The sequence below is a fragment of the Paramylibacter kogurei genome, assembly GCF_002742285.1.
Classification (GTDB): domain Bacteria; phylum Pseudomonadota; class Alphaproteobacteria; order Rhodobacterales; family Rhodobacteraceae; genus Amylibacter; species Amylibacter kogurei.
Map to the genome: position 1 here is coordinate 295,861 of NZ_MDGM01000007.1, position 22,688 is coordinate 318,548.

Here is a 22,688-nt window from a genome sequence, read left to right on the forward strand (position 1 = left end):
CTGGTTAAAAGAACACCGGTAATTGGGGGATCCTGTATTTTGCACACAAAATCATCTTCACTAACCGAATACCTGCATTGGCAGCAATTGTTTAACCATCACGAATATCAGCTTTGCGAGACAAAGCCGCCGTTGAATTCATACTAATTTTTTGCTATCTTCGAGCTTTGATCCAAGGTGTCCGTCATCAAATAGTTTGAGACAGATGGCGTTTTGACTGTGCTGTTTCATTGATCATCTGGTTTCATTTGAGTAGCAGACCTAGCGGGCCGCAAGCGCCTTTGTTTCATGGTTCTCCTTTTCGTCTTTTCACATTCGAGTAAAATGGTTTGCCCATGCTCAGTGAAATGTCAGATGGTGTCAGATTATATAGGCTCTCATGGTATCGTTGTTTATTGTAATGGCCAACGAATGCGGTAATTTGATCCTTTAGGTCGTCTGGAAAGAAATAGTTTCCCAGCAGTACGCGGTTCTTCATCGGCTGATGCCCACGTTCCGTTGCTCGTAGGGTTTATATAGTAAATCCCGAGAGGGGATCTTGCCTTGAGGCTGCGGATGGCAAAGTGCGCCACGCGTGTGCGGCATGCCTTTACCTTCTAAGAATATAGCCAACTTGCCCGATGCAAAGCACGGGCCATTGTCTGACAGTAGGCGTGGACGCTTGACGTGTAGTATCGCCTGCCAGCCGCCTTATCCCAGCTTCCATGAAGTCCTTGACCAATTGTAATACAATCTTACCGACCATTTCGCCAAAAACCCTATATCATTTCTACCTTGCTCAGGCGATGCAAAGTGGCGTCAATCTTCTTGTGTTCCCACGAACATCCGATCTTTTGCGGCGGTGATGTGGTGGCGCATCGTTGCTTGCGCTACCTCGGGCTGCTTCAAGCGGATCGCGTCGAGCACGGCACGGTGTTCCGCCAATACTAGCTCTTGACGAACGGGAGAATCCAGTAGTGTCAGGGAACGCGACAGCTTAACCCCATTTGCAATTTGCTCGCTCAAGGATTCTAGCACTGAAGAGAAAAATGGGTTCTTTGCCGCACGAGCCACTGTTAAATGTAAGCGTTGATCGGCATCTACTCCAAGGGCGTTTTGCTGATAGGTTTGCTCCAACTCTTGATAAGCTGCATCCATCGCTTCCAGATCCTCGTCGTCGCGCCGCCGCGCAGCCCAAGCAGCAGCAGCGCCCTCAACATCAATGCGAAACTCATAACAACGCTGAACATCCGAGACTGATTCTAATGGTACGAAGCTAATCAACTCGCGGTCAGGACGGCACAGAACATAGCTTCCCGAACCACGGCGCGATTGGACGATGCCATCATCTCGCAGTCGGGACAGCGCCCCACGCACGACCGGTCGCGAGACGCCAAAATTTTCAGCGAGCATTTCTTCGGTGGGCAATCGACTATGCACTGGGAATTCTTCTTCGAGGATCTTGGTCAATAGCTGATCGTAAACTTGATCTGCCAATGAGTGTAGCCTTGTCTCTGACAACTTGGTCTCCTTGTTTGAGGGTTGGGCGTTCGCGTAAAGCTCTTTATAGACCGCATCAAAGTATAAAATACAGTAACAGCGCACGCGAGCCTAAAATACATGCGACCACCCCTTTGGAAAGGGATGGCCAGAGAGCTGAAACCTACTTGGTTTTGATAGCTGCAGGCTTCTGTGCAGGTTTGCGGATCACCAAAAAGTAGACGAACACCAACGTCAAGATGACAAAGAATAAGCTATCGGGGTTGGTAAAGAAGGTCGTTGGATCGCCATTTGACAATGCCAAAGACCGCCGCAAAAACTCTTCCAAGTTTGGCCCGAGGATATAACCGAGCAACATGGTGATCACCGGAAATCCATTGCGCCGCAAATAAAAGGCCAAAACTCCCATTCCAAGCGCCATGAACATTTGGAAAGTAGAATAAGTTGCAACGTAGCTGCCCACGACGGCCAGAAGCGCGATCACAGCATATAGCACATCTTTGCGCACCGATACGATCTTGATGAAATATGGCCCTATCAGCCAGAGCGTTAGGGGGATCAGCACCACCGCGCTGAACAAAAGCGTGGCCAGCATCGGGGCAATTAGCCCAGCTTGATCAGCCATCAGTTGCGGTCCTGGCTGAATGCCGTTGATCACCAGAACACCAAGCATGATCGCGGTGATCGGATCGCCAGGAATACCAAAGGTCAACATAGGCACCATCGCTCCACCACAGACAGCATTGTTCGCGCTTTCCGACGCGGCGATACCTTGAGGGTTACCCTTGCCAAACGTTTCCGGCTCGGAAGAGGTGCGCACGGCTTCGGTATAAGCGAGGAACGATCCCATCGAACCACCCGCACCTGGCAATGTGCCAACGAAATAGCCTATCAAGCAGGATTTGAAATAGCAGCCAAAGCCGATCTTTCGGATGTCTGACAATGGTGGCAAGAAATCGCGACGGCGGATTTTGACCTTATTGGCGGCAGCGGTCGCCGCACTGATATCTGTACGCGTACATGATTGCATCAATACCTCGGCAATGGCAAAAGTGCCTATAATCACCGGCATCAGGTCGATCCCAGCGGTCAGGCTGGAATAGCCATAAGTAAAGCGGGTAATAGGCTCCATTGCATCAAGCCCAACAGTGGCCAGCATCAGTCCGATACAGGCCGCCAGCCCGGCCTGCGGAATGCGACCGCGTTGCGCGATCACTACGACTATCAAAGCGAAGGCTAGAAGTGAAAACTTCCCAGTGGTCTTTACCAACAGCGATAATTCAGCCACGAAAGGTGCCACCGCAATCAACAATAACGCACCCACCGCACCGCCAAACATCGAGCCAAGCGCCGCATGCCCAAGCGCCAGTGCGCCTTTGCCTTGCTGCTGCATTGGATAGCCGTCAAGCGCGGTCATCATAGAGGACGGCGCGCCGGGAATGTTGATCGTTGTGGCCGTGATCGATCCGCCGCACATGCCGGCCATATAGATGCTCGCACAGGCCATCAGCGCGGTGTCGACGCTGAGCGAATAGGTCAGTGGCAAGAGTAATGCCATTGCTAACGTCGCAGTCAGGCCGGGAATGGCGGCAAATACTGTGCCGATCACAAAGCCAAGGATTACGTAAGTGAGGTTGAGTGGATCGGCCAGCAAAGACAAGCTGCTGAAAACGAGAAAGATGAAATCCATGACTTAACCCCACAAAGTCGGGAGTCGGACCCCGAACAATTGTTGAAACATGACAAAGGCAATCCCGACGATTGCCGCCGAGATAATGGCCTTGAGGATTAACTTCTCGAAGTTTGAAAACAGCAGTATGAGCGCAAAGACGAAAAGGCCGGACGACAGGAAATAGCCAAGCGGCTTGAACGCCACAATGTAGAAAAAGATAGCCACCACGACCCAAAAATGTGTGTAGCTTCGCGCGTCATCCGCAGGTGCGGTTTCTGGCTTGGCTTGCAGCGCCTGCACAATCAAGATGCTGCAAAAGACAATCGCCGCACCGCCTACAAGGGTTGGAAAGAAGGCGGGCGTCAACCCGCTCTCGGCAATCGGAGGGCCCAAACTCAGAGCCGTGACTAAATAACCAGCGGACACTGCGAGAGTGACATACAGAAATATCATTTGCCTATGTAAGAACATTGTCTTCTCCTAGGTTGGGTGTGATCGATCGCGTCAATGTAGGGCGGTCGTCGGTGCGGTCGGTTGCAACGGATGACCTCACATTTGCCCTTAGCGCGAAAAAATTGGCGTTTTGCCAGCGGCGCCGTCATCAGCGTCGCTGGCTCCACCAAAGCCATGTCTTTGGTGTGGAGGATTACAGCTCCAGTTCATCCATCAACGTGAACGTCTTGGTTTGCAGATTTTCGGTCCATGTGACAACTTCATCGGACCCCAACCAATCGGCGGTTACGCCAATCTGCGCTAACCATTCCTGGAATTCGGCGCTGTCATAGGCCGACTTGAAGGTGGTCTCCAGTGTTTCGACCGCATCATCTGGCGTGTTTGCCGGAGCGGCGAGCACGATGAAGCTACCCGTCTGTAAGTCGTGACCTTTGGATTTCAGTGTAGGCACGTCGGTGTAAGTGGCGTTTTGTACCGAAGTCAATTCGACCACGCCCTTGGCATCGCCAGAGGCTAAGATGCCGCTAAAGTCTCCGAGGCTTGAGATTGCCGCATCCAATTCGCCAGAAAGCAGCGCTTCAGCTTCTGCGCTGGACGAGCCAGCATAGGTGATGACATTAAAGTCCACGTCTAGCAGTTTTTCCAGCTGCATAACGGAGAGGTAGGGGCCAGAGCCCTTGGGGGCCACGCCGACACGTACTTGGCCGGGGTTTTCCTTGGCACGGGCAATCAGATCCTCGTAGCTTTCAATCCCCGAATGCTTAGAGACAACAATGGCGTCGGCCTCAGAAGTGATGCGCGCAATTAACTTCATGTTGTCGAGCGAATAGCCCGGTACCATTTCGCCGCGCGGCAGGGTGATGACACTGTCATAAGTGAGGACGCCAACGGTGTGTCCATCGGGACGCGCATTGGACATCTGGATCAGCCCAGTCGCAGTGACTGCACCGGCAATGTTTTCCACATAGATGGACTTTGGTAAACTTTGCTCGGCGATATTACTGATCTTGCGTGAAATTGCGTCTGCGCCGCCGCCTGCGGGCCAAGGCACGATCAGTCGAATATCGCGGGTCGGAAAATCCGCCGCGGCCAAAGATGTCCCAAGGTTGGCTGCACCAAGTGCAATGCCGAGTGTGGCTTTCAAGCTTTTGTAAAACATAATTCTGTTCCTCCTATACAGATGTCGTGCACCGATTATTCCAGAAAAGCTGTACTTTGCCGGCTCGGCGCCGTGAGTGTTCACTGCGTTAACGTAAGTGGGCTGTGCCTCCGATGTAGATGATACGATCCTCCTCTTTCGTCTCGGCGTATTGCTTGCTCGGACTTAACCCAATTGGGGCGAAGTCGTTGAAGCTGCAATTAGGTTAAGCGCCTAATTTTTACAAATCAAGACAAATTTTACATATTTTTAGACATATGACTCAAATATTGCTCAAATTTGTTCATAAATTATACAAATTATAACAAAAACTAATTCGTCACAGGTAATTTGCTCTACAATAGATTTCCGCTGTCAATACAACCATTCCATATAAGGCTGGCGTTGCCACACACCCTGCAATTGGTGCGGTGAGGGTCAGAAAGAGTAAAATGTTTGCTGAATAAAAAATACCTATGATGTGTGTCCTATCGCCAGCACACACATTCGTCAAAGTTAGCGTTACTGCTTCAGTTGCAAGCAAATCAGCAAACAAAACAGACGCTAAATTGGCCAACCTATATGTTCGCTCTTTGACAGCATACAATCATTTGGTCAGAACTCTTTACGGACAGTAAAAATTTAATCTTGGCACGGAATGAGACAAAAAGGCGGTGTATCCCGTTATTAAGGAGATGCTCCCCATGATTGATATTGTCGCGCGAGCATTTCACGTGCATGTTTTCCCGTGATCACAGCACACACCAATTCAACTGGCATTTGTGAAAGCTCGGGAAAGAGCGACAAAACCTCTTTTCGCCCATTCGCCCGTAAACTACGTAATGTCTGCTCTCCAAGGTATAACGACTCTGCTTCTAACCCATGAACTTTTAGCAGTTGATGCCCATCCAACAGCACATGAACATAAGTGATCTGGCGTTGTTCCGTTTTGATGCGCACGCCGTTCAAGCCAACTAAATCCTTAGCCGCAATCAAAACTTCGTTCGTTTCACAATATTCTCGAACAACGGCACCTTGAACCAAAATACGATGTTGTTGTGAAACCAAAAGCGTTTTACTGGGCTTATTAAACCCCAATGCGTGGCGCTTAATTTCAACGGGAAACTGGCGCAAATCACTTACTGAATCATTAAAAATCAAACGTTTTTTACCAATCCATAAAATGGGTAAATCACCATGATCCTTGGTTTTCACCAAATCGCCGACACGTAACGATCCGATACGTTTTGCCCCATCTGGTGTTTCCACCAAACTATGCCCAGCAAAACATACAAAATTCATTGCACCTGGGGTTGATGTCATATCGTTCACAAACGTATCGGAACCATCACCCGCACGCTGTATCGAAAAGCCGTCAATATCATTGCCAAAATTTTCGCTAGATCCAACCAAACTGGCTGTTGGTGAAAACCCAGTGTAATCTATTTCTGGGCTATCCAACGTATCACCGTTGAAGGTTGCCACAACATATTCATCACCCGCCGGATCGTATAGAACGATGTTGTCACCACCGTTATTAATAACGTTTTGCGTATAATTCGCATCAAAAGCTAAATCATTTGGCCCACCTGGCGCGGGCAATGAATCGGCGTTTCGAATAACAACGGCGCGCGCGTCGGGCTCAAGAATTGTTCCCTCGGGAAAGGTAAACCAGTTCCCTCGCCCAGAATCCCAGAGCTCCAGACCACTAATATCTATTGCGCTGCTTGATGTGTTATAAATTTCGACAAATTCGTCATTGCCATTGCTGTTACCGTTGCCATCAGTGTCCGTGCTTCCTGTTGATCCAGTTGGATCAGCCAGAAATTCATTGATAACAATACCACCTCGTATTGCGTCTGCCACTTTCACCCCTTACTTTTTACAAAGTTTAGCTCCAACGTAACTCACCGAACCAAATTATAGTTATGCACGAAACTATACCGTTCCCACTGGTTGACGCAAATTTTGAAATAACTGCAGCTATGTTAAATGTTTATTGAGCGCAATTTTGTCGATATCAATAGTGACCTGCGCCAAGATTCTCGACCAACCTATTTGTGAGTTTTCCAGATATCGCCAATCAAAACCTACCTCATTCTATACCATTCAAGGTAATGAAATGAGCATATTTGAACAAAAGCCCGCAAAATCAGAAAATCTGATAAATTCCATATTTTACAAATGCTTAAGCGATTAAATCGCATTCATAGGAATTGCAAAAAGGGGGGAAATGGCGGACCGAGGAGGATTCGAACCCCCGACCCCTTGATTCGTAGTCAAGTACTCTATCCAGCTGAGCTATCGGTCCGTGAGGGGGGATTTACGCGGGCTGGCACGGGTTTGCAAGAGGCAAATGCAAGTTTTTGACAGGTATTTTATTGGGACACGGCATCGCTGGCGGTTAAATTGAACGCAGCCGCGATCAATGCACGGGTGTATTCGGTTTTGGGCGCGTTAAAAATTTCGCTGCCTGTGCCCGTTTCAACGATATCGCCTTGTTTCATCACCAACACTTGGTGGCTTAGTGCGCGCACCACGCGTAAATCGTGGCTGATGAACAAATATGCCAATCCGTATTTTTTCTGCAAATCCAACAACAATTCGACAATTTGCACCTGTACGGTCATATCAAGTGCGGATGTCGGTTCATCCAACACCACCAGCTTGGGTTTTAAAATCATTGCACGTGCAATGGCGATACGTTGGCGTTGACCGCCTGAAAATTCATGCGGATAGCGATGCGCCATATCGGGGGTTAACCCAACCTCAACCAATATATCCGACACCAGTTTTTCGCGATCTTGGCCTTGTTCCAAACCATGTACGCCCAAACCCTCGGCAATGATTTCGCCAACGGTCATGCGTGGTGACAGGCTTCCGAATGGGTCTTGGAACACCATTTGCATATCGCGGCGCAATGGGGTGAGCTCTTTGTTGCGCAGCCCTTGCACATCGCGCCCCTGAAACATGATTTCGCCGTTTGATGAAATAAGGCGCATCACCGCCAGCGCGAGTGTCGTTTTACCAGATCCACTTTCGCCGACAACACCCATGGTTTCGCCCGCACGAATGGTGAAATCGGCCCCATTCACGGCCTTAACATGCCCAACAGTTTTACGCAGCAATCCGCGTTTGATCGGAAACCAGACGCGCAAATCTTTGGCTGATAAAACCTCTGGCGCATCGTCAACAATGGTTTCGGGTGTGCCCGTTGGTTCGGCGTCGAGCAACATTTTGGTATATGGATGTTGCGGGTTGTCGAAAATTTCGCCCGTATTGCCCGATTCAACAATTTTGCCGTGCTGCATCACACAAACACGATCGGCGATTTTGCGCACCACACCCAAATCATGGGTGATGAACAACATGCCCATGCCCTCGCGTTTTTGAATATCGGCGAGCAGTTCCAGAACCTGTGCCTGAATGGTCACATCAAGTGCGGTTGTCGGTTCATCTGCGATCAACAGATCGGGTTTATTGGCCAGCGCCATAGCGATCATCACACGTTGGCGTTGCCCACCTGACAATTGATGCGGGTAGTCGTTCAATCGGCTTTCTGCATTGCGAATGCCAACCTGTTCCAGCAATTCAATAATGCGCGGACGGGCATCAGCGCCGCGCACCCCTTGATGCAACGCAAGGCTTTCGCCCAACTGTTTTTCAATCACATGCAACGGGTTAAGCGATGTCATCGGCTCTTGAAAAATAAAGCTGATGTCATTGCCGCGCACACGGCGCAATGTGGCCGCATCAGCGCCGATCATTTCCGTGCCGCGATATTGCACGCTGCCCGAAACATTCGCACTGTCGGGCAAGAGTTTCACCGATGATAATGCAGTGACAGATTTGCCAGACCCGCTTTCGCCCACCAATGCCACGGTTTCACCCGCGTTCACGTCAAAGCTGATGTTATCAACGGCAGGAGCGTCTTTGTTAAACGCGATAGTCAGATTTTTGACATCAAGAACTTTGGTCATTTGAATGTCTTTCGTGGATCAAACGCATCGCGCACACCTTCAAAGATGAACACCAAAAGCGAGAGCATAATCGCGAATGTGAAAAACGCGCTGAAACCCAGCCACGGCGCATGCAGATTGTTTTTCGCCTGCAATGCCAATTCACCCAACGATGGATATGACGCAGGCAATCCAAAGCCCAGAAAATCAAGCGAGGTCAGCGTGCCAATCGCACCCGTCACCAAAAACGGGAGGAATGTGAGTGTCGCCACCATCGCGTTTGGCAACAAATGGCGGAACATGATTTTCATGTCGGATACACCCAATGCACGCGCGGCGCGCACATATTCAAAATTGCGCGCGCGCAAAAATTCGGCGCGGATTAATCCCACCAATCCTGTCCAACTGAACAGGGTTATCAGGAACATTAGTATCCAAAAATTCATCGTGAAAATCGCCGAAAATATGATGATGATATAAAGTGACGGCGTTGAATCCCAGATTTCCACCAAACGTTGAAAGATCAGATCAACCCAGCCGCCAAAATATCCCATCACGGCACCTGCAAAAATCCCGATGCAGGACGACATGAACACAACCAGCAATCCAAAAATGGTGGATATGCGAAACCCGTAAATGATGCGGGCAACCACATCGCGGGTTTGATCATCTGTGCCCAACCAATGTTTTGAATCGGGCGCGGATGGTGCGGTGGCGACATCATAATTGATGGTGTTAAAACTGTATGGAATGGGCGGATTTAAAATCCAGCCTTTGTCGATTTTTTGCCCGTCCACAATCCCATCGGCGGCATCGGCATAAATGCCTTCTGGATCGTCCAAACAGGATTCTAATCCACCAGATCGGATTAAGCATTGCACCTCTGGTGCGGGGTATTCGGCCTCTGATTCAAATTCGCCGCCAAAATCGGCCTCGGAATAAAATTTGAATGCAGGGGCATATAAATCCCCTTTGTAGGAAACCAACAATGGTTTGTCATTTGCGACCAGTTCGGCAAACAAACAGATGATGAAAATCACCGAAAAAATCCACAATGACCAAAACGCGCGGCGGTTGGATTTGAAATTGTTCCAGCGGCGTTTGGCGATGGGTGATTTGAAAATACGGCTCATGTGTTGCGGCTCTCAAAATCAATACGCGGATCAATCCAGACATAGGTGAGATCCGAAATCAGCCGCACCAATAACCCGACCATCCCAAACAGGTATAGCGTGCCAAACAACACAGGATAATCGCGATCAACCGCGGCCTCGAACCCCAAACGGCCCAAGCCATCCAATGAGAATACCAATTCGATTAACAAGGATGAGCCAAAGAAAATGCCAATGAATGCACCTGGGAACCCCGCAATCACGATCAACATCGCATTGCGAAAAATATGGCCATAAAACACCTTGTTTTCCGACAACCCTTTGGCACGTGCGGTCATGACATAAAGCTTGTTTATTTCATCCAGAAACGAGTTTTTGGTCAACAATGTGAGCGTGGCAAACGCCGAAATCGATGCGGCGGTGACGGGCAGAACGATATGCCAGAGGTAATCTTTTACCTTGGCGAACCAGCCCAGATCGGCAAAGCCTTCGGATGTTAATCCGCGCAATGGAAAAATCTGCCAGTACGAACCACCTGCGAATAACACCAGCAATAAAATCGCAAACAGAAAACTGGGGATCGCGTAGGCGAAAATGATGATGCTGGATGTCCATGTATCGAAACGCGACCCTTCGCGGACCGCCTTTTTGATGCCAAGCGGGATGGATATCAAATAGGCAAGCAATGTTGACCACAGCCCAAGCGTGATCGACACGGGCATTTTTTCCAAGATCAGATCAATCACGCTGATGGATCGAAAATAGCTTTCGCCAAAATCAAAACGTAAATAATTCCCCATCATCAGGAAAAACCGTTGCAATGGTGGTTTGTCAAACCCGAATTGCTTTTCCAAATCTTCGACAAATCCATCGGGCAGACCACGCGCACCTTGATATCCGCCGTCACCTTGGCCACCCGACACCTCGCCGCCGCCACCGCTGATGCGATCGGATGCGCTGGATTCTTGTTCCAATTGGCTTAGGATACGTTCTACTGGGCCGCCGGGCAAAAATTGCACCAGCGTAAAGTTGATCACCATAATCCCAACCAAAGTCGGGATCATCAGCAATAACCTGCGTAAAATATAAGCGCCCATATCTGTTCTCTGCTGGCGGTTTAGGGTGCTATTTTATCGCACCCGCCGCTTGTAGTTTTTTGTATTTCTCAGCGTTGTACCACCAGAAATCCATTTCGCCCAGCGAATAGGGTGGTAAATTTTCGGGGTGGTCGTAAATATCAAGATATGCGACGAAATATTGACCGCTGTAAAATTGCGGCACCCAGATGTGCATGGCGCGCAACGCACGATCCAATGCTTTGACCGCAACGGTAAGATCATCACGTGTTTTGGCCTGTTCAACCTTTTCGATGATCGCATCAATCGCGGGGTTAGCAAGCCCAGTGCGATTTGCCGACCCTTCGGCATTTGCGGTGGCTGATCCAAAAATCTGGCGCAATTCAATGCCCGGTGACAATGACATCGCATAACGCACGGTTGTGATGTCATAATCAAAAACCTTTTCACGCTCGGCGGCCTGTGCGGCGTCAACGGAATCCATTGATGCCTGAATGCCCAGACGTTTCAGATTGGCAATGAACGGATTGGTGATGCGTTCGGATGATGGTGAATCGTTTAAAAAGTTCACGGTTAAATATTCGCCAGCTTCGTTTTGGCGCACACCGTCTTTGACCTTCCAACCTGCGTCATCCAACAATTTCCCTGCACGGCGCACCGCGGCGCGGTCAACTTGGCTTGGCTTGGATACGGGTGGGGTAAACGCATCTTCGGTGAATACGGATTCTGGCAGTTCATCGCGAAATGGTTCCAATATGGCCAGTTCTTCGGGTGTGATTGGACCCGATGCCTGCATATTTGAATTTTCCCAAAAACTGTCGGTGCGGTGATACAGATCGTAAAACAGCGTTTTATTTGACCATTCAAAATTGAACATCAAACCGATTGCTTCGCGCACGCGCGGGTCTTGGAATTTTTCGCGTCTAAGGTTGAAAAAATACCCCTGCGTACCCGTAGGATTACCATCGGGCAACGTTTCGGATTTTACCCAACCTTTTTCAAGCGATGGAAAATCATAAGATGTCGCCCAAAGCTTGGATAAATATTCTTGGCGATAATGATATGCGCCACCTTTAAATGCCTCGAACGCGGCGGTGTAATCGGTGAAATATTCAATTTGAATTTTGTCAAAGTTTTCACGCCCGATATTCACATTTAAATCTTTGCCCCAATAATCATCGCGGCGTTTGAATGTGATGCTCTTGCCTGCATCAACCTTGTCGATGATATATCGACCCGACCCAAGTGGGGGTTCAAGCGTGCTTTCGCTAAAATCACGATCGGCATAATATGCTTTGGAAAATATCGGTAACCCAGCGGCGGTCTGGGGTAATTCGCGGGTGTTGGACCCTTCTTTGAATGTGAATTTCACCTTTAGCTTATCCAAGGCTTCGACCGATTCAAAATCGCTGAATACGGCCTTAAAACTGGGTCGGCCTTTTTCGTATAAAACGTTATAGGAAAACACCACATCCTCTGCGGTGACTTCGGAACCATCGGAAAAACGTGCCTCTGGGCGGATGTTGAAAATCGCCCATTGGCGGTTTTCGGGGTATTCGATGCTTTCGGCCAACAAACCGTACATGGCATCTGGTTCGTCCGCACCGCCCGTCATCAATGATTCAAACGGAGCGGATGCAAGCGTTGCCGCTTGCCCTTTTAAAATATAGGGCGTCACACTGTTGAACGTGCCAAACCCCCATGTGGAAAATGTGCCGCCAATGGGCGCATCGGGATTTACATAATCAAAATGTTCAAAATCAGCGGGATATTTCAATTCGCCGAATGTGGAAATACCGTGGGATTTAATGATCGTTTCTGCGCTGGCGATATTTGTGCCAAGTGTCATTAACCCAACGCCCAGCGCCGCACCCCAGATTGACTTTGAAAATAAATTCACCCTGATACTCCCGTTTCTTCTTTGGATCAGAGTATCGGGCAAATTTGATCAACTGCAATACGCGTTTGTGTGAAAATTGGTGAATTTAACGTCATAAACCAAAAAAGCCGCCCATTGGGCGGCCCTTTGCGCAAAGATTTGCGATTTATTTGATTGTTGCCAAATAGGCGATCAGGTTTGCACGATCCGTTGCTTTTTTCAAACCAGCGAACGACATCTTTGTACCTGATGCGTATTGTTTTGGATTGGTCAAGAAACCATCCAGCGCCGCCGCATCCCAGTTGCCGCCCAAACCAGTGATTGCACCAGAGAATGCGAAACCGTCAACTGCGCCTTTGGGGCGATCAACGATGTTAAACAAATGTGGGCCAGTGCCGTTGGCACCGTCTTCCAATTTGTGACACGCCTTACATTTTGCGAAAACCTTGCCACCGCGTTCAACATCTGCGGCTGCTAGCAATTCGTCCAATGATGGGCCTTCTGATGCATTGGCAGCACCTGCACCAGCATCTTCGACTTGATAAATATCAGCGGGCGCCATTGCCACTTCTTCGCCGTGGCCATCGCCGTGATCGTCTGAACCAACGTGATAAATAATTTCACCAGCCCAATTGATCATCAGATAAATCAGTAATGCGCCGCACAGACCGCCGACGATTTTTGTTGTTTCCATTGTGTCCATGGCTTTGCTCACTTTAGCTATTGCATGTTTTCGAATCTTTGGCACCTTCTAGCCTCTTCCCATAGGGCGTTGCAAGCTGTAGAACCGCGACCAATCGCCCTTATTTCAAAGGTAGCCAAAAATGACGCGTGAAAAATTGACAATCGCATTCCAAGGCGCGCTGGGCGCATATTCGCACCAAGCCTGTGCCGAAGCCTATCCAAATGCAGATGCAATTCCGTTTCATTCGTTCGAAGATGCATTGAATGCGGTTAAGGATGGCAATGCCGATTTGGCAATGATGCCCGTGCAAAATTCGACCTATGGGCGTGTGCCCGATATTCACCGCCTGTTGCCCCAATCAGGATTGAAAATTATTGGCGAACATTACGTGCGCGTACGGATCAGCCTGATGGCGCAAAAAGGCGTGCCATTGGCACAGGTGAAAACTGCACTGAGCCATCCTGTATTGCTTGGCCAATGTGCGGCATTTTTAAATAAACACGGCATTAAACCAATCAAAGGTGGCGATACGGCAGGTTCTGCCGAAGATGTTTCAAAATCCGATGACCCATCCCAAGGTGCGCTGGCCTCTGAATTTGCCGCCAATCTTTATGGCTTGGATGTGTTGGCGCGCGATATCGAAGATGCGTCAAACAACACCACACGGTTTTTGATCGTATCGCGCGATTATCAACTCCCTGCCCTGAATGGCGAAGAAATGAAAACCACATTTGTGTTTCGTGTGCGCAATATTCCCGCCGCATTATACAAGGCGATGGGGGGATTTGCGACGAATGGTGTGAATATGGTGAAACTGGAATCTGCGATGGTCGATGGATCATTCACCGCAACACAGTTTTACGCCGATATCATTGGCCATCCAGACGAACCCGCAGTTGCGCGGGCGTTGGAAGAGCTGGAATATTTCACCACGCATTTGGAAATCTTGGGCGTGTATAAATCCAAACACCCTGGATAATTTAAACCAACACTAAACGCGTTTGTTATGATTTGGATGCGTATTTTTTCTCGATCGAGGCGCAGAAATCTTTCATGCGCGAAGAAATGCGTTTTTCAATCGTCTTTTGCGCAAGCTTAACCGATTGCAACATCAAACGTGCCGAAATGTTTTTGGCGGTGGGTGCAATAATGATTTTCACCTTGGTGCGTGCAGGGCCATCAGGGGTGAAACGAATATCGATTTGTGAATCAATTGCCTTGCTTTCACAACGAAAACCTGTGGCTCTTGGCGGGTTGTATTTGGTCACATTAATATCGACATCGCGTTGTTTTCCGCGAATACGACCAGACAAATGCCACGAAATGCCCTCTTGGACATCCAACAATGCATCTGTGCGTTCGATATCTAACCCACGCGATAACGCCACACTTTCAAACCATACAAAATTTGAAAATTCTTGAAACACCATTTCGACTGGTGCCTGAACGGTGCGTTTCGTTTTTAATTCCATTAATTTACCCTAATTCAAATGCGTCGTATCATTGTTCCATGTGGCACAGTTAATCATTCCAACGTATCTTTTAACCAGTTTTCAATCAAAAATGCGGCAATCGCGCCTTTTCTTGCAGGTTTAAGGCCAACATCCTTACCCGCATAGGCGCTCAGAACTGTTTCGCGTGACACCCATTTGGCGGTTTCAATTTCCAAAGGATCAATGGTGATGTCCCGGCTTGTGGCTTGCCCGTGGCATCCGATCATCAATGATGATGGAAACGCCCAAGGTTGGCTTGCCAAATAAGAAACATCGCCAACATTTACATTTGTTTCCTCAAGTGTTTCACGACGCACGGCCGCCTCGATCGTTTCACCCGGTTCCATAAAGCCTGCCAAACAGGAATACATGCCTTCGGGCCAATTGGGTGCGCGACCCAATAGCGTATCATTGCCATGTGTGATTAACATAATGACAACGGGATCGGTGCGCGGGAACTGGGGATGTTTACAATCGCTGCAATCCGCACGCCACCCGCCTGCGGTGAATGTATTTTCACCCCCGCAGCGTGGGCAATATTTATGCCCCTGTTGCCATGCAAATAATCCCCGTTTGGTGGCGGCCAATTCCGCATCGCGCGGCGTTAGCAACGACATTGTTCCGCGCAATTCACAGAACAATTGATGTTCTGGGAAATCTGGGTGGTGGTTTTGGGATTGATCCAAAAACGCTTTCATTTGATCCACATCCAGATTGGGATCTTGCCAATGTGAAATATCAATCGCAAACAGCGGGGATTTTTCATGTAATCCTAAAAACAGTGCAGTTTCGCGATGTTCTGCGACCATCGGATGACCCGCATCCAGATAAACCAAACTGTGATCTCGCGTATCAATCAATGGCTTTCCACGCCATATCAACGTAAAGCGTGCCGATGTTTCGCACAAAACCGTTGCGCTGGTTTCGCGCAGATGTGCCGCGCGATCAAAACCCGATCCACCAAATGTGACTGTTTCTGCATGTTTCATGCCCGTCTTGTGCCATGCAAAAATAACAAGTGCAATCGCGCCCTTGATGCCGCGCATGAGTTTCATTATATGACGAGTCGAGAGGTTGGCGCGGGCAGACGCCTCGCCAACCCGGTCAGATCCGGAAGGAAGCAGCCGCAACGAGCCCCGTTTGGGTCGCTGTCCAGCCTCTCACTTTTATTCTGATTGCGTGCGGTTTTTTGAAAAAGCTCATTTCATTTGTTTTTGGCACCTTTTGCGCCGCAGTGATTTTTTTCTGCATCTATTTGTTTGCGGAAATTGGTGTGCAACGTTTTTTGTTTCACCCAACACCTGTTCCCATCGGCACAAACAACACCCTCGAAATCAGCAACGATCAATCAGATGGTATTATCGCAGGGCGATTTTTTTATGAACAACGCGGTGATCTTACGCCCAAACCACCCAGCAACAGCGCCTATAGCCCGCGCATTTTTGGCGATCAGCGATTTTCAACACGCTTTGATGGAAAATCACGGGTCTGGCGCGGATTTGGAAAACGATCAAACACATTGAAACCTGCGATAGTGTTATTGCACGGGGCCAAACGCTCGGGCGCATCCATGTTAGACATGTGGCAAGGCGTATCGCGGCGCAATGATGTGGTGCTCATCGCTCCAGATTCATTTGGCGCCAGCTGGTCACGCGAAAATGACACCGAAGAATTCTTGGCCCATGTATTGGCCGAAGCGGATGAAAAATACGGGATCGATCCCGAACGCATTTACCTGTTTGGCCATTCATCGGGTGCAATCCACGCCCAAGAAATTGCCAATGGCGGTTCATTGAAATGGGTGGCGGTGGGGGCACATGCCGGCACGCCATATTGGCGTAATTTCACACCGCGCAAAGATGCACCAGCAGTGAAAATATTCCTTGGTTCACGCGATCACAATTTCCCTATGGGACAGGCATTGGCATCTGCGCAAAAGCTTGCGGAAAACGGGCATGATGTTTATTTCACCGAAATTCCAAACCACACGCATTGGTATTATATCATCGGTCAACGGCTCAGCGATGAAACATGGGAATTTTTCCAATCTCAAACAAATGGCTGAACGCGTAAAATTATTTTTACGTCAAATGGCGGGTAATCCCAAACTGTTCCTTGCCGTGACCGTGCCAAGGCTTTACGTTTGATTGTGAACTTTTAACGCATCGGACCTCATGTCAAACGAATCTGTCGAAAATCAAACTGCTTATCAGGTGTTGGCGCGTAAATACCGCCCCGCCACGTTCAAAGATTTGATTGGACAAGATGCGATGGTGCGCACGCTGAAAAACGCGTTTGAATCCGATCGTATCGCCCATGCATTTGTAATGACGGGTGTGCGCGGGGTGGGCAAAACCACTACGGCGCGGATCATCGCCAAGGGGATGAATTGTATCGGCCCTGATGGCAACGGTGGCCCGACAATTTCACCCTGTGATCAATGTGAACCATGCAAGGCGATTGCCGAAGGTCGCCATGTTGACGTGATGGAAATGGACGCCGCCAGCCGCACAGGTGTGGGCGACATTCGCGAAATCATCGACAGCGTGCATTACCGCGCTGCATCCGCACGTTACAAGATTTACATCATCGACGAGGTGCACATGTTATCGACCAGCGCGTTTAACGCGTTGCTCAAAACACTGGAAGAACCACCAGAACATGTGAAATTCATCTTTGCCACCACCGAAATTCGTAAAATTCCCGTGACCGTCCTGTCACGTTGTCAGCGCTTCGATCTTCGCAGGATCGAACCCGAAGTGATGATGTCACATCTGCGCAATATTGCGGATCAAGAATCCGCTCAAATCGCAGAGGATGCACTGGCACTCATCACACGCAGCGCCGAAGGTTCGGTGCGTGATGCGCTATCCTTGCTTGATCAGGCCATCGCGCATGGTGCGGGTGAAACCACCGCCATGCAGGTGCGTGCGATGTTGGGCTTGGCTGATCGCGGGCGCGTGCTTGATCTGTTTGATTTCATTATGCAGGGCGATGCCGCGGGTGCGTTGACCGAATTGTCTGGCCAATATGCCGAGGGCGCCGATCCAATGGCGGTGCTGCGCGATTTGGCGGAGATCACCCATTGGGTATCGGTCATTAAAATTTCACCAGAGGCCGCGGATGATCCCACGGTTGCGCCTGATGAACGCGAACGGGGCAAAGCGGCGGCAACGGATTTGCCGATGCGCGCATTGACCCGTATGTGGCAAATGCTGCTCAAAGCATTAGAAGAAGTCGGCAATGCGCCAAATGCAATGATGGCCGCCGAAATGGCAATTATCCGATTAACCCATGTCGCCGATTTGCCCAGCCCCGAAGAATTGATCCGCAAATTACAAGACGGCCCACAACCCACACCGCCAAATGGTGGCGGCGCACCTGCACCAAACGGTGGGGGTGATGTGAATATGGGCGCGGCGGGCAGCGTATCGGGTGGCTCTGCTGGTACAACAATGATCGCAGGCAGCAACGCCGCCGTTGCCATTGCCCAACCCGAAGAAGCATTGGCACGATATGCGCGGTTTGACCAAGTGGTCGAATTGATCCGCGCACGGCGCGATATGCGTTTGCTGGTGGAGGTTGAAACCTATTTCCGCCTTGCCAGTTACAAACCGGGGCGCATCGAATTTCAACCAACGGACGAGGCACCAAATGATCTGGCGCAACGTCTGGGGCAGCGTTTGCAGACATGGACAGGTGCACGTTGGGGCGTAACACTTGTAAATGATGGTGGTGGTGCCACAATCAACGAATTGCGCCTTGAAGAACGCGATAATCTTCAGGCAGAGGCCGAAGAACACCCCTTGGTCAAGGCCGCGCTCAGCACCTTTGAAGGTGCCGAAATACTAGAGGTACGCAAACCCGAAGATATCGACAGCGACGAATTTTTGGAAGAAATCCCAGAGGTTGACGATGATTGGGACCCGTTCGAGGATGACTAGCCCATCACACGGGATGTCTGGCATTTTGGACAATCTAATGCTACATATTAATCAAACACAAACGACGGAGAATTGTGATGCTTAAAGGCATGGGCGATATGGCCAAGTTGATGAAACAGGCTAAAGATATGCAATCCAAAATGGAAGATGCACAAAGCAAGCTAAACGACATAGAGGTCGAAGGCGAAGCAGGTGCTGGCATGGTCAAGGTGCGCGTTTCCGCCAAAGGCGAAGTGCGCGGATTGAACATTGATCCATCCATTTTCAACCCAGACGACAAAGAGGTCGTCGAAGATTTGATCGTGGCCGCCATCAAAGACGGCCAAGCCAAAGCAGCGGCAAAACAAGCCGAAGAAATGGGCAAAGTCACCGAAGGTTTGAACCTGCCTGCGGGAATGAAGCTCCCGTTTTAGGGTGTTCGGATCGCACGCGTGAACAGCAACAACAAAGACATCGATATTTTGATTCAGTTGATGGCCAAGCTCCCCGGGCTTGGCCCGCGATCAGCGCGGCGTGCGGTTCTGCATCTAATTAAAAAGCGCGATATTTTATTATCCCCCTTGGCCGACAGCCTGTTCACCGTGGCGCAAACCGCGCGTGAATGTGTGACCTGTGGCAATATCGGAACCATGGATCAATGTGATGTGTGTGCCGACCCACGCCGCGCCATTGGCCAGATTTGCGTGGTCGAAGACGTGTCTGATCTTTGGGCGATGGAACGCGCGGCGGTGTTCAAGGGGCGCTATCACGTCTTGGGCGGTGTGTTATCCGCGCTTGATGGTGTTGGCCCCGAAGAATTACGCATTCCAAATCTGGTGTCGCGTGTTGGCGATGAAAACATTACCGAGGTGATCCTTGCGCTGAACGCCACGGTCGATGGCCAGACCACGGCGCATTACATTGCCGATCAGCTAGAAGACATGGGGGTCAGCGTCACATCATTGGCCCAAGGTGTGCCCATTGGGGGCGAATTGGATTATCTGGACGATGGCACAATCACAGCGGCGCTAAATGCGCGAAAGGCCGTTTAGGGTTTCGTGCGCATCGCTTTTCGTTCGCGCTGTGTAATATAAAATGTGGCTGCGATAATCACGGCAGCTCCGATCAAAGTGAGTTGATCTGGCGTTTCATCAAACATCAGATATCCCGCAATCCCCAAGATCACCAATCGCAAATACGCAAACGGCGCAATCACCGCCGCATCGCCATAGCGATAGGCCTGAATATCCCCGATTTGGCGCACGATCCCAAACAAAACCAATGCCACCACCCAAGCCCAAGTCGTGGGCTGGCTTGGCAGTGATGGATCAGACCAAACAAATGGAACAGTTACAAATAATGTCATCACATTGGCGGAAAAGAATGTTGAAAATGGGCCGTCAGCCTCTGCCAGACCACGCGACATAACCAATACAGCGGCGAACATAAGCGAGCTAATCAACGCGGCAACCATACCCATGTTCAATTCCATTCCAGGGCGCAATATGATCACCGCCCCCAAAAAACCCAGCGCGATGGCAATGATGCGCCTTGGGCCAATTTGTTCTTTGAAAAAGATCACACTGAGCAATGTTGCAAATATCGGGGCGGTGAAAAACAAAACCGACACGGTTGCCAATGGAATTTTGGTAATCGAATAAAACCCAAGCAATGTGGAAAACCCGACCAGCACACCGCGAATGACATGGCGCCAAGGTTGTGAAAATTGCAATTGTTTCCGCAACGTGGGCAATAACCCCATGGCGATGAATACCAAAACCAAGGTGATCGAAAATCGCGCCATTGCGATCATGCTACTGCCCATTTCGGCGGCGGCACCGCGTATGGCAATGGTCATCACACTGGCGGTGATAACGGCAACCAACGCCCAAACCATGCCTTTGAAATTGTCGTGAACATGTGGGGCTGGCATTTCGAATCCTTTGAAATTGTGCGCCACGCTAACCAGCGCGACAATAAGTTGCAATCGCTGTTGCCCACTGGCGTGGAACAAAAACTTTCGCTAAAGCAAAGGCATGACAGATATTTTTGACACCCGCAAAACCCGCGCAAGCGATTGGTTCAAAACACTGCGCGATGACATTTGCACCGCGTTTGAAACGCTTGAGGATACGCAAACCACAGGCCCGCATGCGCAGCTGCCCGCTGGGCGGTTTGAGCGCACAAAAACCATGCGCGATGGTGGCGCTGGTGGGGGCGGTGAAATGTCAGTAATGCGCGGTGGGCGCGTGTTTGAAAAGGTGGGTGTGAACATTTCCACCGTGCATGGCACCCTGTCACCCATGGCGCAAAAATCCATGGCGGCGCGCAAGGATCTTGATTTTGGCGATGATCACCGGTTTTGGGCATCGGGCATTTCATTGGTCGCCCATATGAACAGCCCCAAATGCCCCGCCGTTCACATGAACACGCGCATGTTTTGGACACCCCACGCCGCATGGTTTGGCGGGGGTTCCGATCTGAACCCAATGATCGAAGTCCCAGAGGACACGGCGTTTTTCCACGATGTGCAAAAACAGGCCTGTGACAAACACGATCCCGCATATTACCCACGGTTCAAAGAATGGGCCGATGAATATTTCATGATCAAACATTGGAATGAACCCCGCGGCGTTGGCGGCATATTCTTTGATGATTTGGATACGGGCGATTGGGAGGCTGATTTTGCCTTTACCCAAGACGCAGGGCGTGCATTTTTAAACGCATTCCTGCCCATCACCGAAAAACGCCGCACCGAAGCGTGGACAGATGACGATCGCGAAATTCAATTACGCAAGCGCGGGCGATATGCGGAATTTAATCTGGTCTATGATCGTGGCACGCATTTTGGATTGCAAAGCGGACATGACCCAAGCGCGGTGTTAATGAGCCTGCCACCCGTGGCGAAATGGTATTGAGCACCACACCAAAACCCGCGTTTGAATTTGCCTTGTTGGGCGTGTTGGCGTTGTTGTGGGGCTCATCCTATTTATTTCTAAAACTTGCGGTTACCGAAATTCCGCCCATCACATTGATCGCCTGTCGCGTATCCATCGCGGCGGTGTTTTTGATGGGTGTCATGGCGTGGCGGCGCGATCAATTCCCCCGCGATGCGCAATCATGGCGCAAGTTGTTCATTCAATCCTTTTTCAACAGCTTTGGCGCATGGGTGGTCTTGGCTTGGGGACAGCAATTCGTGGACAGCGGATTGGCAAGTGTCCTGAATTCCACATCACCGATTTTCGTGTTTTTCATAACCCTTTTGATCACGCGCCACGAACCAACCAATCCGTTGCGTTTTATCGGCGCGGTGCTTGGCCTGTGCGGGGTGGTGTTAATTATCGGGGTCGATGTTTTGGCGGGGCTTGGCCAACAGGTGGCGGGGCAATTGGCGGCGTTGATGGGTGCGTTCCTTTATGGGATTGCGGCGATCTATGGCAAACGCCTGTCGCATTTATCCGCACCTGTGACAGCAACATGTACCATGATCTGGGCGGTGGTGGTGTTATGGCCACTGGCATTCATTTTGGAAAACCCAACAGAGCTGCGCCCACCACCGCAAGCGATTGGTGCCACATTGATGTTATCGGTGTTTTGCACAGGCTTTGCATTACTGATTTATTTTCGCCTGCTCAAAACTCTTGGATCAATGGGCGTCGCGAGCCAAGCGTATTTACGCGCGGGCGTTGGTGTCATGCTGGGTGTTATGTTTCTGGGAGAAACAATCACACCGATGGTGGGTGTTGGCCTGATCCTTGTGTTGCTGGGGATTATTGCGATTAACCTGCGCCCCAAACAGCGAACGCAACTGTAACGCAA

20 protein-coding genes, 1 tRNA gene, 1 other RNA gene and 1 pseudogene are annotated in these 22,688 nt (G+C 50.0%); 8 read left to right on the forward strand and 15 right to left on the reverse strand.

Annotation, left to right across the window (positions count from 1 at the left end; all coding sequences use genetic code 11):
* Positions 1–349: 349 nt before the first annotated feature.
* The 12 genes and pseudogenes from BFP76_RS14715 to BFP76_RS03600 form a co-directional block, all read right to left on the reverse strand.
* Positions 350–660: pseudogene (locus BFP76_RS14715) on the reverse strand (integrase core domain-containing protein); the annotation flags it as partial.
* Positions 661–798: 138 nt separating this feature from the next.
* Positions 799–1,476 carry a FadR/GntR family transcriptional regulator gene (locus tag BFP76_RS03550; RefSeq protein ID WP_240513970.1) on the reverse strand — a complete coding sequence of 226 codons (678 nt, stop codon included), beginning with the start codon at positions 1,474–1,476 and terminating at the stop codon, positions 799–801.
* 166 nt (positions 1,477–1,642) lie between these two features.
* Complete coding sequence (locus tag BFP76_RS03555; protein ID WP_099591787.1) at positions 1,643–3,169, reverse strand: tripartite tricarboxylate transporter permease; 1,527 nt, start codon at positions 3,167–3,169, stop codon at positions 1,643–1,645.
* Positions 3,170–3,172: 3 nt separating this feature from the next.
* On the reverse strand, positions 3,173–3,622 hold the full coding sequence (locus BFP76_RS03560; RefSeq protein WP_099591788.1) for a tripartite tricarboxylate transporter TctB family protein: 450 nt from the start codon (positions 3,620–3,622) through the stop codon (positions 3,173–3,175).
* 175 nt (positions 3,623–3,797) lie between these two features.
* The gene (locus BFP76_RS03565; RefSeq protein ID WP_099591789.1) at positions 3,798–4,763 is read right to left on the reverse strand and encodes a Bug family tripartite tricarboxylate transporter substrate binding protein; all 966 of its coding nucleotides are present in this window, start codon (positions 4,761–4,763) and stop codon (positions 3,798–3,800) included.
* Between the two features lie 666 nt (positions 4,764–5,429).
* Entirely contained in the window at positions 5,430–6,608 is a 1,179-nt protein-coding gene (locus tag BFP76_RS03570; RefSeq protein ID WP_165775653.1) for a Hint domain-containing protein, read from the reverse strand.
* 368 nt (positions 6,609–6,976) lie between these two features.
* Positions 6,977–7,053 (reverse strand) — tRNA-Arg (locus tag BFP76_RS03575).
* Between the two features lie 67 nt (positions 7,054–7,120).
* Positions 7,121–8,722 carry an ABC transporter ATP-binding protein gene (locus BFP76_RS03580; protein ID WP_099591791.1) on the reverse strand — a complete coding sequence of 534 codons (1,602 nt, stop codon included), beginning with the start codon at positions 8,720–8,722 and terminating at the stop codon, positions 7,121–7,123.
* On the reverse strand, positions 8,719–9,834 hold the full coding sequence (locus tag BFP76_RS03585) for an ABC transporter permease (protein WP_099591792.1): 1,116 nt from the start codon (positions 9,832–9,834) through the stop codon (positions 8,719–8,721). Before BFP76_RS03585 ends, BFP76_RS03580 begins: the two co-directional genes overlap by 4 nt.
* Positions 9,831–10,910: a microcin C ABC transporter permease YejB gene (locus BFP76_RS03590; RefSeq protein WP_099591793.1), complete on the reverse strand. Its 1,080-nt coding sequence runs from the start codon at positions 10,908–10,910 to the stop codon at positions 9,831–9,833. The genes BFP76_RS03585 and BFP76_RS03590 overlap by 4 nt, the downstream gene beginning before the upstream one ends.
* Positions 10,911–10,938: 28 nt before the next feature.
* On the reverse strand, positions 10,939–12,789 hold the full coding sequence (locus tag BFP76_RS03595) for an extracellular solute-binding protein (protein WP_240513971.1): 1,851 nt from the start codon (positions 12,787–12,789) through the stop codon (positions 10,939–10,941).
* Positions 12,790–12,934: 145 nt separating this feature from the next.
* Positions 12,935–13,471, reverse strand: coding sequence for a c-type cytochrome (locus BFP76_RS03600; RefSeq protein WP_099591794.1), 537 nt, complete (start codon positions 13,469–13,471; stop codon positions 12,935–12,937).
* Positions 13,472–13,592: 121 nt separating this feature from the next.
* On the opposite strand from BFP76_RS03600, the gene BFP76_RS03605 reads away from it, so the two are divergent.
* Entirely contained in the window at positions 13,593–14,432 is an 840-nt protein-coding gene (locus BFP76_RS03605) for a prephenate dehydratase (protein ID WP_099591795.1), read from the forward strand.
* Between the two features lie 25 nt (positions 14,433–14,457).
* Here BFP76_RS03605 and BFP76_RS03610 read toward each other — a convergent pair whose 3' ends face one another.
* A complete protein-coding gene (locus BFP76_RS03610) occupies positions 14,458–14,925 on the reverse strand; it encodes an SRPBCC family protein (RefSeq protein ID WP_099591796.1) in 468 nt (155 codons plus the stop codon).
* Between the two features lie 53 nt (positions 14,926–14,978).
* Complete coding sequence (nudC, locus tag BFP76_RS03615; protein WP_338064496.1) at positions 14,979–15,992, reverse strand: NAD(+) diphosphatase; 1,014 nt, start codon at positions 15,990–15,992, stop codon at positions 14,979–14,981.
* 22 nt (positions 15,993–16,014) lie between these two features.
* On the opposite strand from nudC, the gene ffs reads away from it, so the two are divergent.
* From ffs to recR, 5 genes are all read left to right on the forward strand, one after another.
* Positions 16,015–16,111, forward strand: an RNA gene (gene ffs, locus BFP76_RS03620) — signal recognition particle sRNA small type.
* Positions 16,112–16,219: 108 nt separating this feature from the next.
* Positions 16,220–17,011 (forward strand): alpha/beta hydrolase, encoded by a 792-nt coding sequence (locus tag BFP76_RS03625; protein WP_133117382.1) that lies wholly within the window; start codon positions 16,220–16,222, stop codon positions 17,009–17,011.
* A gap of 109 nt (positions 17,012–17,120) precedes the next feature.
* The gene (locus BFP76_RS03630; RefSeq protein ID WP_099591798.1) at positions 17,121–18,890 is read left to right on the forward strand and encodes a DNA polymerase III subunit gamma/tau; all 1,770 of its coding nucleotides are present in this window, start codon (positions 17,121–17,123) and stop codon (positions 18,888–18,890) included.
* 77 nt (positions 18,891–18,967) lie between these two features.
* Positions 18,968–19,303 carry a YbaB/EbfC family nucleoid-associated protein gene (locus tag BFP76_RS03635; RefSeq protein WP_099591799.1) on the forward strand — a complete coding sequence of 112 codons (336 nt, stop codon included), beginning with the start codon at positions 18,968–18,970 and terminating at the stop codon, positions 19,301–19,303.
* 18 nt (positions 19,304–19,321) lie between these two features.
* Positions 19,322–19,921, forward strand: coding sequence for a recombination mediator RecR (gene recR, locus BFP76_RS03640; protein ID WP_099591800.1), 600 nt, complete (start codon positions 19,322–19,324; stop codon positions 19,919–19,921).
* Here the strand turns inward: recR and BFP76_RS03645 are convergent.
* A complete protein-coding gene (locus tag BFP76_RS03645; RefSeq protein ID WP_133117383.1) occupies positions 19,918–20,802 on the reverse strand; it encodes a DMT family transporter in 885 nt (294 codons plus the stop codon). The genes recR and BFP76_RS03645 overlap by 4 nt on opposite strands.
* 103 nt (positions 20,803–20,905) lie before the next feature.
* Between BFP76_RS03645 and hemF the strand changes: the two genes are divergently transcribed.
* Complete coding sequence (gene hemF, locus BFP76_RS03650) at positions 20,906–21,787, forward strand: oxygen-dependent coproporphyrinogen oxidase (protein WP_099591802.1); 882 nt, start codon at positions 20,906–20,908, stop codon at positions 21,785–21,787.
* A complete protein-coding gene (locus tag BFP76_RS03655) occupies positions 21,784–22,683 on the forward strand; it encodes a DMT family transporter (protein ID WP_205661368.1) in 900 nt (299 codons plus the stop codon). The genes hemF and BFP76_RS03655 overlap by 4 nt, the downstream gene beginning before the upstream one ends.
* Positions 22,684–22,688 lie beyond the last annotated feature (5 nt).